We start from the raw sequence: 15,902 nt of genomic DNA on the forward strand, positions 1-15,902 counted from the left end.
TTCCTTTGAGCTTACCGTTAAGCGCTTCCAATGAGTTTTATCCCCAACTATAAAGTGCTTAGTTATTAAGCAGGGCCATCTTGGGCTTCAATGTATCCAGATCTTTTGATTTTTTACGCTTTTTGGAAATGCTGTCGCGGGAACTTTTGTTAGGAACCTGATAATCCTCCTTAGGGGTTGATCTTGAATTTTGGTGTTCTTCTGTAGACGGAGCGCTTTTCTCTTGATTTTCGGTATCATCGTATTTGGTGCGTACTTCTTTACATGAAGTAAGAAGTACGCCGAACAATACCATAAGTATAAAAATTTGGGGAATTCTCATATTGGTTCTCTAATCGTATCATAGTAATGTACGTAGATATGATATGATTTGGACGCTTGCACCTTTATTCGCTGTGACATAGTCGGAGTTCACCTTACCGGTTTTGGCGGCGAATTCTGGGTTTTCCAGTAATCGGGTCATTGTATCGTTGAATTGTAGACTGTTTTGAACGACTATAATGCCTTCTTTCCTGACCAAGGTTTCAGCTTCTTTAAAACCAGAATAATCAGGGCCAATTATTACGGGGATGCCATGAACGGCGGGTTCAAGGGTGTTGTGAAGTCCGGTGCCGAAAGCCCCTCCCACATAGGCGATGTTCGCATAACTGTAAATTTTTGTGAGTAAGCCTATGGTGTCAATGATCAGGACATCAAAATTAGAGGGGTCATGTTGCTCTAATTCGGAGTATAATAGAGTAGTTTTTGAGATTGATTTTTTTAAAGAAACAATGTGTTCCGGCTTAATATTGTGCGGGGCAAGAACGAACTTTAGGTTTTTTTCGGTTTCATTGATGAATGGTAGCATAATGGCTTCATCATCTGGCCAAGTGCTTCCTGCAACGAAACATAAGGAACCTTCCTTGAAATGGTCCATAAACATAAGCTGATTATCCTGTTGTAGAATTTCGGAAACCCTGTCAAAACGTGTATCACCGCTTAAGGTTGGATTTTTCAAGTCAATACCTTTCAATAATTCTACCGATTTCTCATCTTGAACAAAGAAATGGGTGAAGGTTTGCAAAGCCTTGCGCATAAGACCACCGTACCATTTAAAGAATACTTGGTCTTTTCTGAAAATGGCCGAGATTAAAATAGTCGGTATATTATTCTCTGCCAGTACTTTTAGGTAATTGGGCCAAATCTCATATTTCACGAATATCGCTACTTTGGGATTTATGGTATTTATAAAACGTTTGGCATTCCCGATTGTGTCGATCGGTAGATAAACAATTGCATCGGCTACGGCCGAGTTCTTTTTTACCTCATAGCCCGATGGGGAGAAAAAGCTTATTACTATTTTGTATAAAGGATATTGGATCTTGAGCTTCTCTATTACGGGCAGTCCTTGCTCAAATTCCCCTAATGAAGCTACGTGTACCCAAATAACGGAATCATCTTTTTGGATCGATTTACTTAAAATGGAAAAAGTTTCTTTTCTTCCTTTGACGAAAAGCTTGATTTTTGGCTGAAAAAAAGCCACTGATTTTAACAGAAACCATGAAAAATATGCAATGGTATTGTAGATGTAGATCACTAGGTTATGGTTTGTCGCTAAAATACGGTTCTTTCCAGAATTGTTCCTTATTTTTGCACCGATACTATGCTAAAACTTGCAGATGCGAAAAATACAAATGGTAGACCTTAATGGTCAATACCAATCCATCAAAGAGCAGATAAACTCATCTATTGCGAATATTCTAGATACTTCGGCCTATATCAATGGTCCGGAGGTACATGCCTTTCAAAAGGAATTGGAAGAATATTTAGGCGTGAAACATGTGATTCCCTGTGCCAATGGTACGGATGCATTGCAGATTGCCATGATGGGTTTAGGATTGCAACCTGGTGACGAAGTAATCACCGTTGATTTTACTTTTGCGGCTACCGTAGAAGTTATAGCCCTTCTTCAATTGACACCTGTTTTGGTCGATGTTGATGTAGAAACCTTCAATATCGATATTGCGGCCCTTGAGCGAGCCATTACCCAAAAGACAAGGGCTATTGTCCCAGTTCATCTTTTTGGGCAATGTGCCAATATGGATGCTATAATGGCATTGGCCAAAAAACACGATTTGTTCGTTATAGAAGATAATGCACAGGCTATTGGTGCCAACTACAAGTGGTCCGATGGTTCTAAACAAAAAGCCGGTACTATAGGCGATGTAGGTGCTACCTCATTCTTTCCTTCCAAAAACTTGGGATGTTATGGTGATGGAGGTGCGATTTTCACCAATGACGATGACTTGGCACATACTATAAGGGGTATGGTGAACCATGGTATGTACGAAAGGTACCATCACGATGTGGTCGGTGTAAATTCTCGATTAGATTCTATTCAGGCTGCGGTTCTTAGGGCAAAACTTCCTTTGTTGGATAGTTATTGTGATGCGCGTAGAAAAGCGGCACGGGCCTATACAAAGGCCTTTGAAGGTCAAGAAAACATTATTGTTCCCGTTACTGTAAATAATTGCGGGGAGATTTGCGATACTTGTGATTGTCATGTTTTTCATCAATACACTTTAAGGATAACCAATGGAAAAAGGGATGCCTTGGTAGCACATTTGGCCGAGAAGCAAATTCCTTTTGGGGTTTATTATCCCATTCCTTTGCATAGCCAAAAAGCGTATACGGATGAGAGGTACCGGGAATCCGATTTCCCTGTAACCAATCAACTGGTAAAAGAGGTTGTCTCATTACCCATGCATACGGAGTTGGATGCGGAGCAGATAGATTTTATAACCGAAACGGTTATTGGTTTTGTAAATGGCAAATGATCATTTATTATAATTTGAATTAAATTAAGGTTTAGATGAAAATATTGGTTACTGGCGGATTGGGATTTATAGGTTCACATACCGTGGTTGAACTTCAGAATGAAGGCTATGAGGTCGTTATTATAGATGATTGTTCAAATGCTGATAAAAAGGTGCTTGATGGGATTACGGCCATCACGGGTAAAAAGCCTGTATTCGAAAAAATCGATTTAAAGGAAAGATCCAAAGTCGAAGGGTTTTTTAAAAGACATCAAGATATCGAAGGGGTTATACACTTCGCGGCATCCAAAGCGGTGGGAGAGAGTGTAGAAAAACCATTATTGTATTATGAGAACAATATTGGAACACTCGTTTATATGTTGAAGGAATTATCGGCAAAGGCTTCGGCCAGTTTCATATTCAGTTCTAGTTGCACGGTTTACGGTCAGGCCGATACCATGCCAATAACCGAAAATGCCCCGGTAAAACCGGCAGAATCCCCTTATGGCAATACCAAACAGATAGGGGAAGAGATTATTCGCGATACATGCAAGGTAACCCCGGGTTTAAATGCGATTGCCCTGCGTTACTTTAATCCAATGGGAGCCCATCCAAGTAGCGAGATAGGTGAGTTGCCTATTGGTGTGCCACAAAATCTGGTTCCTTTTATTACCCAAACAGGTGTGGGTCTACGGGAGCAACTATCAGTGTTCGGTGATGATTATCCAACATCTGATGGTACTTGTGTTCGGGATTACATCTATGTGGTAGATTTGGCAAAGGCCCATGTTGTGGCCCTTCAACGCTTATTGGGCGGTAAGAACAAGGACAACTATGAGGTGTTCAACGTAGGTACCGGTAAAGGTAGTACGGTTCTTGAAGTTATCAAGAGTTTTGAAAAGGTATCCGGCAGAAAACTCAATTACAAAATTGTGGATCGGAGACCTGGGGATATTACTTCGGCCTATGCCGATACGACCCTTGCAAATAAGGAACTTGGTTGGAAAGCGCAATATTCTTTGGATCAGGCCATGAAATCGGCATGGGATTGGGAGCAAAAAATAAGAAGCTGATTTTATCTTTGTATTGACAACTGGATAATTGGCAGGCATTTTTTTAAACGGAAGAATCAAGATCGCTCCAGTACATGGCATAGATAGCGTTGTAAACCAAAAACCCATCAACCTACGTATGTAATTTATGAGACTTGACTTCCCCAATAGCAATGAGCTTTTAGCAAATGTCAAAACCGAAAACCTTTATGGTAAACTGGTGCAACAGATCAAGAAAGATTTCGGGCTTGCCAACATACCAATAGATCTTGCCGATACTGTTTCCTCCGAAGACTTGAGGATATTTCTTCATGAGAAGATATATTATTTGATCATGGAAAAATTCGTTGAGTATTTAAACTTACTATATGTAATAGATGTACCTGAAAAGGCATTTAGAGAGATTCAAGTGACAGATGCTGTTGAGGTTGCCGAGCAAGTTTCCTTTTTGGTCTTGAAGCGGGAGTTTCAAAAGGTTTGGTTGAAAAAAAAATATTCCTCTTAAAAGTACACTCTTACAAAAGGCATTAATGCATTGGCATATATACTTTTGTTGTCGTCGTAGAGCACATCGTACCGAAGTCCGAACGTAACGTTTTGGTTACTATACCCCAAGCCAAGGAAAAGGGCAGGGGACCAATAATTGTCTTCCCTGTTTCCCCCATCAAGGGCGTATGTCCTGTTTATTCTCAATTGCTCCAATTCTGCGGATAATTGAATATTGGGGATAGGATTGTATAACGTTAATATGCTTCCACCATAAGCGAAAAGTTTGTCGTCGTTGAATTTGGCATAATTGAAGTTTAGGCTGGTCCCTGCCGCGAACTGCTCATTTACCTGATAAATTGCACTAGGTGAAATAGAACCGTTAAAACTACCGTTGGTGAAACCGATTCCGATACCACCTCCAAAACGTACATTATCCCAAAAATTATTGGAAGAACCTTGGCCAAAACAAGAAATGCCAATAAGTAATAGAAGTGTAAATATGTAATGTTTCATTTTGTGTAGATTTTGTGTTTTATATAAACAGATCTTGATTTTTGGTCAATATTACTAATGAAGATACGCCTAGATATGTGAAATATTGTATTTTTGACCAGTTTTTGTTATTGAAACTTTATTTGAAAATTACTGATTATTTTTTTCAAACAAAATAAAATAGAATTGATCTCGTCCTATGACGGGATTTGTTTCTTATAATAAGATAGAGCATATTCATGGATAAATATTCCTTTTTAAATGCGGCGCATACTTCATATTTTGCTGAGGTATACGACAAATATTTAACAGATCCCGATAGTGTTGAGCCAAGTTGGAGGGCATTTTTTCAAGGTTTTGATTTTGGGGTAGAAAGTTCAACGGACGGGCCATATGTTTCTTCGGAACAAGAAGCAGTGTCATCTACTTTGGTTGCGGATGGCCAAGTGCCAGAGCATATGCAGAAAGAATTTAAAGTGGTTCGTTTGATCAATGGCTACCGAACAAGGGGCCATCTTTTTACAAAGACCAATCCGGTACGTAAACGTAGAACTTATGTTCCAACATTGGATCTTGAGAATTTTGGTCTAAGTGATGGTGATTTGGATACGGTATTCACTGCCGGTGAGGTAATAGGTCTTGGTCCTAACACACTTCGTGAAATAGTAGGGCATTTACAGCGTATTTATTGTGATGCTATTGGTGTAGAGTACATTTATATTCGCAAGCCCGAATTCGTGAATTGGATACAGGATTGGATAAACGTGAACGATAACCATCCGGATTTCAATAGCGACCAAAAAAAACATATTCTTAAAAAATTGAACCAAGCTGTTTCATTTGAAAGCTTTCTTCATACAAAATATGTGGGCCAGAAACGTTTTTCCTTAGAAGGAAACGAATCGTTGATCCCTGCTTTGGACGCCATTGTTGAAAGGGCTGCGGAAATGGGCGTTGAGCAGTTTGTTATGGGTATGGCGCACAGGGGAAGACTCAATGTTCTTACGAATATTTTCGGAAAATCCGCTAAGGCCATATTCAGTGAATTTGATGGAAAGGATTACGAACAGGAGATTTTTGACGGTGATGTTAAATACCATTTAGGATGGACCTCAGACAGAAAATCTGATAATGGTAATAAGATAAAAATGAACATTGCCCCCAATCCGTCGCATTTAGAGACGGTCGGTCCTGTGGTCGAAGGTATCGTAAGGGCCAAGCAAGATGCCCATTATAAGGATAATTTTTCCAAAGTATTGCCGATTGTCGTACATGGGGATGCGGCCATTGCTGGTCAAGGTGTGGTTTATGAAGTGGTACAAATGGCGAAACTAGATGGTTATAAGACCAATGGTACCATACATATAGTAGTGAACAACCAAATCGGATTCACAACTAACTATCTGGATGCACGATCATCTACCTATTGTACAGACGTTGGTAAGGTTACTTTAAGTCCGGTCCTACATGTTAATGCAGATGATGTAGAAGCGGTTTGCCATGCGGCATTATTTGCCTTGGAGTACCGAATGCGTTTTAATACCGATGTTTTCATTGACCTATTGGGTTATAGAAAATATGGTCATAATGAAGGGGACGAACCAAGGTTCACACAACCTAAATTATATAAAGCAATAGCCAAACATAAAAATCCAAGGGATATTTATGCTGAAAAATTAATTGCCGAAGGAATCATTGAAGAAGGGTATGTTAGGCAATTGGAGGAAGAGTACAAGGCATCTTTGGAAGAAGAACTTGAGGATTCAAGAAAAGAGGATAAAACCATTATCACTCCCTTCATGGCCGATGAATGGAAAGATTTTACGGCAGTTCGTGAATGGGAAATGCTCGATTATATTGATACTACCTACGATAAAAATAAATTGTCCCATATAGCGGAGGTTCTTACCAAGCTTCCTGAGGATAAGAAGTTCTTGAGAAAAATGGTCAAATTGGTAGGTGATCGAAAGAAAATGTTCTTTGAAACCGACAAATTGGATTGGGCTATGGGGGAATTATTGGCCTACGGTTCCCTATTGGAAGAAGGTTTTGATGTTCGTATGTCAGGTCAGGATGTTGAAAGGGGTACATTTTCACATAGACATGCCGTAATGAAAGTTGAAGATAGCGAGGAAGAGATCATGCTGTTGAACAATGTTTCTGAAAAGCAAGGGAATTTTCATATATATAACTCCTTACTTTCTGAATATGCGGTCGTTGGTTTTGATTATGGTTATGCAATGGCCAGTCCAAATACATTGACCATTTGGGAAGCACAGTTCGGTGATTTCAGTAATGGGGCCCAGATAATGATCGATCAATATATTTCTGCGGCTGAGGATAAGTGGAAACTTCAGAATGGTTTGGTTATGTTATTGCCACACGGTTATGAAGGTCAAGGGGCCGAGCATTCATCGGCACGAATGGAGAGATATCTACAATTGTGCGCACGTGATAATATGTATATTGCCGATGTTACCACACCGGCACAAATGTTCCATATCTTAAGACGTCAAATTAAGGCGAACTTTAGAAAGCCGTTGATCATCTTTACACCAAAGAGTTTGTTGAGGCACCCTGAAGCCGTATCGTCGGTAGAGGATTTCGTTTCCGGACGGTTCAAAGAAGTTCTTGATGATGCAACTGCTGAGGTACATAAGGTGAAGTCCTTGGTACTCTGTACAGGTAAGTTCTATTATGATCTCTTGGCTGAAAGGAATAGGTTGAAAAGGAATGATGTAGCTTTGGTAAGGATTGAACAGTTATTTCCATTGCCAATTGATCAAATAGATGCTATCTTGGAAAAATATAGCGGTGCCGATGATGTGGTTTGGGCACAGGAAGAACCACGGAATATGGGTGCATGGAGCCACCTGATGATGCATTATGAAAAATCGAATGGTTTCAGGGTGGCATCGAGAAGGTTTTATGCTTCACCAGCTGCAGGAAGTGCAGTGCGTTCTAAAAACAGACACCAACAAGTGTTGGATTTTGTTTTTGACAAGAGCAAGGATAATATGACAAGACCAAAATAAAGAAATTAAACATCTAATTTTTTAAAGAATGATTTTAGAAATGAAAGTCCCCTCACCGGGAGAATCTATTACCGAGGTTGAGATTGCGGAATGGTTGGTCGAGGATGGCGATTATGTTGAAAAGGATCAAGCTATTGCCGAAGTTGATTCAGACAAGGCAACATTGGAGCTTCCTGCCGAAGCTAGTGGTGTTATTACATTAAAGGCCGAAGTAGGTGATGCCGTAGCGGTAGGTGCCATTGTTTGTTTGATCGATACTTCAGCCGCTAAACCGGAAGGGGCTGCGTCTAAAAGTGTAGAGCCCGAAGCGACTAAAACTGAAGCTCCGGCTCCAAAGGTGGAAGAGAAAAAAGAGGCAACCTACGCAACAGGCACTGCTTCACCGGCTGCCAAAAAAATATTGGCAGAAAAGAATCTTGACGCAGCCAATATAAAGGGGACGGGAAAGGATGGTCGAATTACCAAAGAGGATGCCGTAAAGGCCGTGCCGTCTATGGGGACAACACCCAATTGGGGTAGCCGAGGTGAGACCCGTTCAAAACTTTCAATGCTAAGAAGAAAGGTTGCCGAGCGATTGGTGGCAGCTAAGAACGAAACGGCAATGTTGACCACATTCAATGAAGTGGACATGTCTCCTATTTTTGAACTTCGGAAAAAATTTAAGGAGGATTTCAAAACCAAACATGGGGTTAGCCTTGGGTTTATGTCATTCTTTACTAAAGCCGTTGTTAGGGCATTGGAAATGTATCCGGCTGTAAATTCGATGATCGATGGGAAAGAGATGATATCTTATGATTTTGCCGATATCAGTATTGCGGTATCTGGTCCCAAAGGTTTAATGGTCCCTGTTATCCGTAATGCGGAGAAACTTACCTTTAGAGGGGTTGAGGCAGAGGTAAAACGATTGGCTATCCGAGCACGTGAAGGTGAGATTACGGTTGATGAAATGACAGGTGGCACGTTCACCATTACCAATGGCGGTGTATTCGGATCTATGTTGTCTACACCGATTATCAATCCTCCCCAAAGCGCTATTTTAGGAATGCATAATATCGTGGAAAGACCTATCGTAAGAAATGGTGAGATAGTGGTTGCACCTATTATGTATGTAGCCCTATCCTATGATCATAGGATTATAGACGGAAAGGAATCCGTAGGTTTTTTGGTTGCTGTTAAAGAAGCATTGGAAAGTCCGGAAGAACTTTTAATGGACAATAATGTAAAGAAGGCTTTGGAAATGTAATTCCAGGGTATGTAATAAGATGAAAAGGGCTCGATTTATTTCGAGCCTTTTTGTTTTAGATATACACAGGATTTTTCGTAGTCGATTATCGCTTTACCTTTTTTGAGTACATCGGCACCTATTATTCCATCTACGGGAAGTGCTTTGTGGGTGGTGAGGGCTTCATTTACATGGGTAAGGTCGAACAATACTATCTTGAGTTTCTTTTTGCTCCATTTTCCGATTTTTATCGAGTTTTTTGTCGATATCATGGTTTCCATATTGGTGGCCCCGGCCCCGGCAGCCTTAATTTTGGACTCTTTTGAATTTAAATTGAAAAGTTCGGTTTTATCCAGTCCAATACAGGTGTTCGAAGCCCCGGTATCCAGAATGAAACGCCCTAGGACCCCATTGATTTTTGCAACCACTTCAAAATGATTGGTGGCGGTATAAACCAAGGGAATTTGAATGTAGTTTTTCTTCTTTAAAAACTTTTTGAGGCTCAACATCTATTTTTTTGATAAAGATAAGGCTATTTTTGCTCCTTGAAATGGGACCGTCTGTCAATCATGACATTCTATGTGCGCCTGTTTTAATGATGGTAAGTCTTAAATTTAAAGAGTCGAACACAAATGATATTAACCGATACGCATACACATTTATATAGTGAGGCTTTCGACGAAGATAGGGATGAGGTAATACGGAATGCTATAAAAAATGGGGTAGAACGTTTTTTTATTCCCGCAATAGATTCGACCTACACCGAGTCTATGTTTGCCTTGCAGGCAGCTTATCCAGAGCATATGTTTTTAATGACGGGGCTTCATCCAACTCATGTGAAAGAGGATTTTCGTGAAGAGTTGAATCATGTTGAAAAGCTATTGTCACAGAGGAAGTTTTATGCCATTGGCGAAATCGGAATTGATTTATATTGGGACAAGACCTTTCTAAAGGAACAGCAAGAGGCATTTCAATATCAGATTCAATTGGCCAAAAAGCATGGTTTGCCTATTGTTATTCATTGTAGGGAGGCTTTTGATGAAGTTTTTGACGTGCTTGAACGTGAAAAAGGTGAGGGACTCTTTGGTATTTTCCATTGCTTCACAGGAACTTTGGAACAAGCTGAAAAAGCAATCTCGTACAATCTGAAATTAGGGATAGGTGGCGTAGTGACCTTTAAAAATGGAAAAATAGATACATTTTTACAACAGGTTCCTATAGAACATATCGTTCTGGAAACCGATGCGCCTTATTTGGCACCCGTACCATATAGGGGAAAACGGAATGAAAGTGGTTATTTAGTGAATGTTGCCAATAAATTATCAAATATTTATAATATGGATATTGAAGACCTTGCTAGGATTACCACTCAAAATTCAAAAGAAATATTCGGAATATAACACCATGGATCCAAGGCCACATATATTGCTTATTTATACAGGAGGTACCATTGGTATGATCAAGGATTATGCTACCGGTTCGCTTAAGGCTTTTGATTTTAAGGGCTTAACCAGTAATATTCCCGAGTTGAACCAATTAGATTGCGCCATAGAAAGTGTTTCGTTCGATGTTCCGCTGGATTCTTCCAATATGAACCCGCAGTATTGGGTGAAGATCGCGGAATTGATCGAAGATAATTATTCTGTTTATGATGGGTTTGTTGTATTGCATGGCAGTGATACGATGAGTTATACTGCATCGGCACTAGGGTTTATGTTAGAGAATTTGTCCAAACCTGTGATATTTACAGGTTCCCAGTTGCCCATAGGGGATTTGCGAACGGATGCAAAGGAGAACCTTATTACATCGATACAAATAGCGGCGTTACAAGAGGGAGGGAAACCGGTAATACAAGAAGTGGGACTTTATTTTGAGTATAAGCTCTATAGGGCCAATAGGACCACAAAAATAAATGCAGAGCATTTTCAGGCCTTTAATTCCCCTAATTATCCTCCATTGGCAGAATCAGGGGTGCATTTAAAGGTTTATAAGGAGTATTTGTTAAAAGCAAAGCCGTCAAAAAAACTTAAAGTGCATAAGAATTTGAATACTGATGTTGCGATTTTGAAAATGTTCCCGGGATTAAATGAATCCGTAGTGAAAAGTGTGTTGGGAACACCAAATCTGAAAGCTCTGATTTTGGAGACATATGGCGCCGGAAACGCCCCGACTGACGAATGGTTGTTAAATATTTTAAAAAAAGCCATTGCCCAAAATATTCATGTAATCAACGTAACCCAATGCCCCGGAGGCAGTGTTATAATGGGGCAATATGAGACGAGCAGGGCATTGATGCAAATGCAAGTCATTAATGGTAAGGATATTACGACAGAGGCCGCTATAACGAAGTTGATGTACTTATTGGGGGATAAAGTTTCCCCAAAATTGTTCAAAACGATTTTCGAAACTTCGTTGCGTGGAGAAATGCAATAAAAATAACGTTTTAAATTTTATTACTTGAGTATTTTTTTGTTAATTGGCCAACCTTTAGGCTAAACTAGAGAGGTGGCCGAGTGGTCGAAGGCGCACGCCTGGAAAGTGTGTATACACCAAAAGTGTATCGAGGGTTCGAATCCCTTCCTCTCTGCAAAAGCATTTGTACTTAAAAAACAAATGGGGAAGATAACTTCAGCATTTTTTAAAGGGTACGACTAGGTCCTAATACGACTAAAGGGAATGCTTGTTATTTTTTAATCGGAGGTATTGGAAACAACGTGGTTTTTCCCTTCCTCAATGCAAAAATTTTTAGTATTTTTGTCATGTTTTTTATTTATCTTTAACCCTATTAACTAACTAAATTTAAGTTTGAAAGAAATGAAAAGATTATTCTCTACCCTAGCTGTTGCTGGGTTATTTGTAGCAGGTACAAATACAGTAAGTGCAAACGTTGCTTCAGCGATGGTTGCTGTTCAGGATGCAGCTCCGGAAGCATCTAAAGGTTTTACCCAAGTTTTAAAGGAAATGTTCATAACAGGTGGTGCCGGTTTCATGGGTATCGTACTTTTATGTTTGATTCTTGGATTGGCGGTTGCTATTGAAAGGATTATTTACTTGAACATGGCTACTACCAACACGACAAAATTAAAACAACAAGTAGAAGATGCTTTGGCATCAGGTGGTGTTGAGGCTGCCAAGGAAGTTTGTAGAAATACAAAAGGACCTGTTGCTTCTATCTATTACCAAGGTTTGGACAGGGCTGATGAAAGTATAGATTCTGCTGAAAAATCAGTTGTTGCTTACGGTGGCGTTCAAATGGGTCAATTAGAGAAAAACGTTTCTTGGTTGTCTTTATTTATCGCAATTGCACCAATGCTTGGTTTCATGGGTACGGTAATCGGTATGATTCAGGCCTTCCAGAAAATTAGTGCAGTTGGTAACTTAAGTGCCTCTTTGATTGCAGGTGATATTCAGGTTGCGTTATTAACAACGGTATTCGGTCTTATTACGGCTATCATACTTCAAATCTTCTATAACTACATCATTGCAAAAATCGATAGTATTGTAAATGATATGGAAGATTCATCAATCTCTTTGATTGATATGTTGGTAGACCACAAGAAATAAGTAGGACTTAATACAAATAGTATCATGCATAAATTTTTAAAATTATTTTTGTTGATAATTGGCGTTATTTCCGCTATACTCTGGTATTTGTTGCCAGAGAAGGATATGCCAGTTGCAGAAGCAGCCCAAAGTGGGGCGATGAACGCCATGTTCATGATTACTTACCTTCTATTGGGTATTGCTGTAGTCGCTAGTTTGGTGTTCACATTGAAAAACCTTTTTGCTAATCCTGCAGGTCTTAAAAAGACCTTGTTCGTGATTGGTGGTTTTCTTTTGGTTGTTGTTATATCCTATGTATTGGCTAGCGGAACAGACGTAGCTGATGATTATATGGCAATGTCAGATGAAAGTACAGTGAAGAAAATAGGAATGGGACTTAATGTCTTCTTTATCCTTACCGTAGTAGCTGTTGTGGCAATTGTATTGCCAGGGATAAAAAGAATGTTCAGTAAATAAAATATTATAAACTATGGCTAGACGAGGAGGAGCACCTGAGGTGAATGCTGGATCTATGGCCGACATAGCTTTCTTACTATTGATCTTTTTCTTGGTTACTACAACCATTGAGACTGATGCAGGTTTGGATCGTATGTTACCACCGATTGAGCCGCCTGATTCCGATGTTATTATTAAACAGAAGAATATATTTCAGGTCAATATTAACAAGAATGGTCAATTGTTGGCCGATGAAGAATTGACAGATCTAAAAAACCTAAGGGCTAAGGCTATGGCTTTTTTGGATAATGGTGGGGATGGTACCTGTAGTTATTGCAAAGGGAAAAAGAACACTGAGTCATCGGATAATCCAACTAAGGCGATTATATCATTGAAGAATGATAGGGAGACTAAATATGGTACCTATATCACTGTTCAAAATGAATTGGTCGGTGCTTACAATGATTTGAGGAATAGGGAAGCGCAGCGCTTGTACGGTAGAAAATTTACCGATATGGAAGCTGAGTATCTAAATCCTGAAACAGCTCAAAGCGTTAAGGACGAACTTAAGGAGAAAGTGAAGAAAATACAAGATCTGTTTCCACAGAAATTGTCTGAAGCTGAAACCTCTACCGCGAATTAATAATATCTAAAGAGAAGCTATGTCTAAATTTAGTAAGAAAAAAAGTGGCGAACTGCCACCAGTATCTACGGCATCTTTACCGGATATCGTGTTTATGTTGTTATTCTTCTTCATGACGGTTACCGTAATGAAAGATAGTTCGCTTAAAGTTGAGAATGTACTGCCAAACGCTAGTGAAGTCAAAAAGCTAGAAAAGAAAGATCGTGTTATTTATATCTATGTTGGTAAACCAACACAGGAATTTCAAAAGGTTTTTGGTTCTGAGCCAAAGATTCAATTGAATGATAAATTCGCTAGTCCTTCTGAGGTGGGTGATTACATCTTGTCAGAGAGAGCTAAAAAGTCACAGGAATTACAAAATGTTTTGACAACTGCTTTAAAAGTTGATAAAAATGCCAATATGGGATTAATATCCGACATTAAGCAGGAGTTACGTAAAGTGAATGCACTTAAGGTGAACTACACCACTTATGAAGGTGATGCATTTAGAAATTTACAGTAAACAATATCATTTCAAACTTAAAAAACGCCCTGATAAAATTATCAGGGCGTTTTTTATTTCATTATTTTTAGTTTTCATTTGAGGGTTTGTACGGTTATTCTATAGTTTTTGTGAATATGCAATAATTTATTGTTTAACCTCCTTCTTATATATCACTAACATTAGTTCCTGAATAAAGATATAGTACTTAGATATATGAAACAGTTGCTTTTTGGCTTCATTCTTTTGACTAATTTGAGTGTCCTTGCTCAGAACGACAGGCAATCTGATCATATGGATTTAAAATATCTTGAAGATCAGTTCTATTTAGGAATCACCTATAATTCGCTCTTGAATAAACCTACCGATTTTACACAGCGAAATTTATCATACGGTTTACAAGGTGGTTTTATCAAAGATATACCCGTAAATGCCGATCGGACTTTCGCAATAGGTCTAGGTCTAGGTTATGCGATAAATTCTTACTATTCCAACTTATGGGCATCGGAGACATCTGAAGGTGTTGAATATAGTATCATAGATGAGGATGTCATTACCCTAGATGGGAACGAGGTTACCGTAAAAAGGAATAAATTCGAAACACATCTACTTGAGGTTCCCTTGGAATTTAGATGGAGAAATTCCTCCCCCAATGTTTATAAATTTACAAGGATCTATGCGGGTATGAAATTCGGATATATTATTGGAGGAAGATCTAAACTGGTCACTTCATCTGATAAATCGTCTTTTGAAAATCCGGATATAAGGAAGTTCCAATATGGCCTTATGCTAAATGTCGGTTATAATACCTTCAATATACATGTTTATTATGCGTTAAGTAAACTTCTAGAGGACGGTGCTTTCGTTGATTCGGAAAGTTTTGATCTACAACCCCTGCGCATAGGGTTGATTTTTTACATTTTATGATCGGCATGCATTTTGATTCTTTTAAAGTAATTACGGTCAAGGATGGTTGATTTCACTTGACTTAGTTACCTTCCCAAGGGTTTCTTACTATACAAATTATACTTTACTATGGTTTTATGATGAAACCAACACAAAGTATTATGGGAAAGAAGACCAATTTTCCAAAAGTTAATGCCGGATCAATGGCGGATATCGCCTTTTTGATTTTGATTTTTTTCTTGGTAACAACGACAATTCATTCAGATTCTGGTATAGATAGATTGCTACCTAAGCTCCAGGATGAATCTGAAATAGGTCTCGTGCAAGAAAAGAATATTTTAAGGGTAATAATCAATGAAGAGGGTGACGTGTTGGTTGATGGCCAGATAACAGCGCTAGATGAATTAAAAGAAACCGTAAAAGGGTTTTTGGACAATGGTGGATTGACGAAGCTTGATCCGGAATATTGTGGTTATTGTTTGGGTGATAGAAGTAATACATCATCCGATAACCCTTCCAGGGCCATTGTTGTACTATCCTATGACAGAAAGGCCTATTACAGTAATTATATTGCGGTACAGGATAAATTAATGGCCGCTTATAATGAATTAAGAAATCGGGAGGCGCAGCGTCTATATGGGGAAGATTATACGGTTTTAGAAACTAAATTTGTTCAACCAGGTACTTCCGATGACTCCAAAATACTCATTAAAGCCAAAATAGAGTCTATACGGGCTTTATATCCCCTTAAGCTATCGGAAATCGAAACCAAATAAATAATGTGTTAA

The 15,902-nt window shown here is 39.1% G+C and carries 17 protein-coding genes and 1 tRNA gene; 14 read left to right on the forward strand and 4 right to left on the reverse strand.

Features of this window, described 5'->3' with window-relative positions; genetic code table 11:
* Positions 1 to 58 precede the first annotated feature (58 nt).
* Together R3X28_RS13565 and R3X28_RS13570 are read right to left on the reverse strand one after the other, a co-directional pair.
* The gene (locus R3X28_RS13565) at positions 59 to 322 is read right to left on the reverse strand and encodes a hypothetical protein (protein ID WP_317664957.1); all 264 of its coding nucleotides are present in this window, start codon (positions 320 to 322) and stop codon (positions 59 to 61) included.
* An 18-nt stretch (positions 323 to 340) separates the two neighbouring features.
* Positions 341 to 1,576, reverse strand: coding sequence for a 3-deoxy-D-manno-octulosonic acid transferase (locus R3X28_RS13570; RefSeq protein WP_317664959.1), 1,236 nt, complete (start codon positions 1,574 to 1,576; stop codon positions 341 to 343).
* 82 nt (positions 1,577 to 1,658) lie between these two features.
* On the opposite strand from R3X28_RS13570, the gene R3X28_RS13575 reads away from it, so the two are divergent.
* The 3 genes from R3X28_RS13575 to R3X28_RS13585 all read left to right on the forward strand — a co-directional run bounded on the left by R3X28_RS13575 (position 1,659) and on the right by R3X28_RS13585 (position 4,352).
* Complete coding sequence (locus tag R3X28_RS13575) at positions 1,659 to 2,816, forward strand: DegT/DnrJ/EryC1/StrS family aminotransferase (protein ID WP_317664961.1); 1,158 nt, start codon at positions 1,659 to 1,661, stop codon at positions 2,814 to 2,816.
* 35 nt (positions 2,817 to 2,851) lie between these two features.
* Positions 2,852 to 3,868 carry a UDP-glucose 4-epimerase GalE gene (gene galE, locus R3X28_RS13580; protein ID WP_317664963.1) on the forward strand — a complete coding sequence of 339 codons (1,017 nt, stop codon included), beginning with the start codon at positions 2,852 to 2,854 and terminating at the stop codon, positions 3,866 to 3,868.
* Between the two features lie 127 nt (positions 3,869 to 3,995).
* Entirely contained in the window at positions 3,996 to 4,352 is a 357-nt protein-coding gene (locus R3X28_RS13585) for a hypothetical protein (protein WP_317664965.1), read from the forward strand.
* Here R3X28_RS13585 and R3X28_RS13590 read toward each other — a convergent pair.
* The gene (locus tag R3X28_RS13590; protein ID WP_317664967.1) at positions 4,349 to 4,849 is read right to left on the reverse strand and encodes an alpha-ketoglutarate decarboxylase; all 501 of its coding nucleotides are present in this window, start codon (positions 4,847 to 4,849) and stop codon (positions 4,349 to 4,351) included. The genes R3X28_RS13585 and R3X28_RS13590 overlap by 4 nt on opposite strands.
* A 218-nt stretch (positions 4,850 to 5,067) precedes the next feature.
* Here R3X28_RS13590 and R3X28_RS13595 point away from each other — a divergent pair, with 218 nt between their 5' ends.
* Positions 5,068 to 7,863, forward strand: coding sequence for a 2-oxoglutarate dehydrogenase E1 component (locus R3X28_RS13595; protein WP_317664969.1), 2,796 nt, complete (start codon positions 5,068 to 5,070; stop codon positions 7,861 to 7,863).
* Positions 7,864 to 7,891: 28 nt separating this feature from the next.
* Positions 7,892 to 9,106: a 2-oxoglutarate dehydrogenase complex dihydrolipoyllysine-residue succinyltransferase gene (odhB, locus tag R3X28_RS13600; RefSeq protein WP_317664971.1), complete on the forward strand. Its 1,215-nt coding sequence runs from the start codon at positions 7,892 to 7,894 to the stop codon at positions 9,104 to 9,106.
* Positions 9,107 to 9,141: 35 nt separating this feature from the next.
* Here the strand turns inward: odhB and R3X28_RS13605 are convergent, their stop codons facing one another.
* Positions 9,142 to 9,594 (reverse strand): retropepsin-like aspartic protease, encoded by a 453-nt coding sequence (locus R3X28_RS13605; RefSeq protein ID WP_317664973.1) that lies wholly within the window; start codon positions 9,592 to 9,594, stop codon positions 9,142 to 9,144.
* Positions 9,595 to 9,717: 123 nt separating this feature from the next.
* On the opposite strand from R3X28_RS13605, the gene R3X28_RS13610 reads away from it, so the two are divergent.
* The 9 genes from R3X28_RS13610 to R3X28_RS13650 all read left to right on the forward strand — a co-directional run bounded on the left by R3X28_RS13610 (position 9,718) and on the right by R3X28_RS13650 (position 15,890).
* Positions 9,718 to 10,485 carry a TatD family hydrolase gene (locus R3X28_RS13610; RefSeq protein WP_317664975.1) on the forward strand — a complete coding sequence of 256 codons (768 nt, stop codon included), beginning with the start codon at positions 9,718 to 9,720 and terminating at the stop codon, positions 10,483 to 10,485.
* Positions 10,486 to 10,489: 4 nt separating this feature from the next.
* Positions 10,490 to 11,518, forward strand: coding sequence for an asparaginase (locus R3X28_RS13615; protein WP_317664977.1), 1,029 nt, complete (start codon positions 10,490 to 10,492; stop codon positions 11,516 to 11,518).
* 66 nt (positions 11,519 to 11,584) lie between these two features.
* Positions 11,585 to 11,672: transfer RNA gene (locus R3X28_RS13620), tRNA-Ser, on the forward strand.
* A 227-nt stretch (positions 11,673 to 11,899) separates the two neighbouring features.
* A complete protein-coding gene (locus tag R3X28_RS13625) occupies positions 11,900 to 12,649 on the forward strand; it encodes a MotA/TolQ/ExbB proton channel family protein (protein WP_154364201.1) in 750 nt (249 codons plus the stop codon).
* A 24-nt stretch (positions 12,650 to 12,673) separates the two neighbouring features.
* Positions 12,674 to 13,105 carry a hypothetical protein gene (locus tag R3X28_RS13630; RefSeq protein ID WP_154364199.1) on the forward strand — a complete coding sequence of 144 codons (432 nt, stop codon included), beginning with the start codon at positions 12,674 to 12,676 and terminating at the stop codon, positions 13,103 to 13,105.
* A gap of 13 nt (positions 13,106 to 13,118) precedes the next feature.
* On the forward strand, positions 13,119 to 13,727 hold the full coding sequence (locus R3X28_RS13635; protein WP_154364197.1) for an ExbD/TolR family protein: 609 nt from the start codon (positions 13,119 to 13,121) through the stop codon (positions 13,725 to 13,727).
* A 19-nt stretch (positions 13,728 to 13,746) separates the two neighbouring features.
* The gene (locus tag R3X28_RS13640; RefSeq protein WP_154364195.1) at positions 13,747 to 14,229 is read left to right on the forward strand and encodes an ExbD/TolR family protein; all 483 of its coding nucleotides are present in this window, start codon (positions 13,747 to 13,749) and stop codon (positions 14,227 to 14,229) included.
* A 195-nt stretch (positions 14,230 to 14,424) separates the two neighbouring features.
* A complete protein-coding gene (locus R3X28_RS13645) occupies positions 14,425 to 15,135 on the forward strand; it encodes a porin family protein (RefSeq protein ID WP_317664982.1) in 711 nt (236 codons plus the stop codon).
* A 116-nt stretch (positions 15,136 to 15,251) separates the two neighbouring features.
* Entirely contained in the window at positions 15,252 to 15,890 is a 639-nt protein-coding gene (locus R3X28_RS13650; protein ID WP_317664984.1) for a biopolymer transporter ExbD, read from the forward strand.
* Positions 15,891 to 15,902: the final 12 nt, after the last annotated feature.

It is taken from the genome of Maribacter sp. TH_r10 (assembly GCF_033101095.1).
Lineage (GTDB): Bacteria > Bacteroidota > Bacteroidia > Flavobacteriales > Flavobacteriaceae > Maribacter_A > Maribacter_A luteus.

Coding starts and splice junctions, on each gene's coding strand:
- R3X28_RS13565 (WP_317664957.1), bottom strand. CDS start 322: ATGAGAATTCCCCAAATTTTTATACTTATGGTATTGTTCGGCGTACTT.
- R3X28_RS13575 (WP_317664961.1), top strand. CDS start 1,659: ATGCGAAAAATACAAATGGTAGACCTTAATGGTCAATACCAATCCATC.
- galE (WP_317664963.1), top strand. CDS start 2,852: ATGAAAATATTGGTTACTGGCGGATTGGGATTTATAGGTTCACATACC.
- R3X28_RS13585 (WP_317664965.1), top strand. CDS start 3,996: ATGAGACTTGACTTCCCCAATAGCAATGAGCTTTTAGCAAATGTCAAA.
- R3X28_RS13590 (WP_317664967.1), bottom strand. CDS start 4,849: ATGAAACATTACATATTTACACTTCTATTACTTATTGGCATTTCTTGT.
- R3X28_RS13595 (WP_317664969.1), top strand. CDS start 5,068: ATGGATAAATATTCCTTTTTAAATGCGGCGCATACTTCATATTTTGCT.
- odhB (WP_317664971.1), top strand. CDS start 7,892: ATGATTTTAGAAATGAAAGTCCCCTCACCGGGAGAATCTATTACCGAG.
- R3X28_RS13605 (WP_317664973.1), bottom strand. CDS start 9,594: ATGTTGAGCCTCAAAAAGTTTTTAAAGAAGAAAAACTACATTCAAATT.
- R3X28_RS13610 (WP_317664975.1), top strand. CDS start 9,718: ATGATATTAACCGATACGCATACACATTTATATAGTGAGGCTTTCGAC.
- R3X28_RS13615 (WP_317664977.1), top strand. CDS start 10,490: ATGGATCCAAGGCCACATATATTGCTTATTTATACAGGAGGTACCATT.
- R3X28_RS13625 (WP_154364201.1), top strand. CDS start 11,900: ATGAAAAGATTATTCTCTACCCTAGCTGTTGCTGGGTTATTTGTAGCA.
- R3X28_RS13630 (WP_154364199.1), top strand. CDS start 12,674: ATGCATAAATTTTTAAAATTATTTTTGTTGATAATTGGCGTTATTTCC.
- R3X28_RS13635 (WP_154364197.1), top strand. CDS start 13,119: ATGGCTAGACGAGGAGGAGCACCTGAGGTGAATGCTGGATCTATGGCC.
- R3X28_RS13640 (WP_154364195.1), top strand. CDS start 13,747: ATGTCTAAATTTAGTAAGAAAAAAAGTGGCGAACTGCCACCAGTATCT.
- R3X28_RS13645 (WP_317664982.1), top strand. CDS start 14,425: ATGAAACAGTTGCTTTTTGGCTTCATTCTTTTGACTAATTTGAGTGTC.
- R3X28_RS13650 (WP_317664984.1), top strand. CDS start 15,252: ATGATGAAACCAACACAAAGTATTATGGGAAAGAAGACCAATTTTCCA.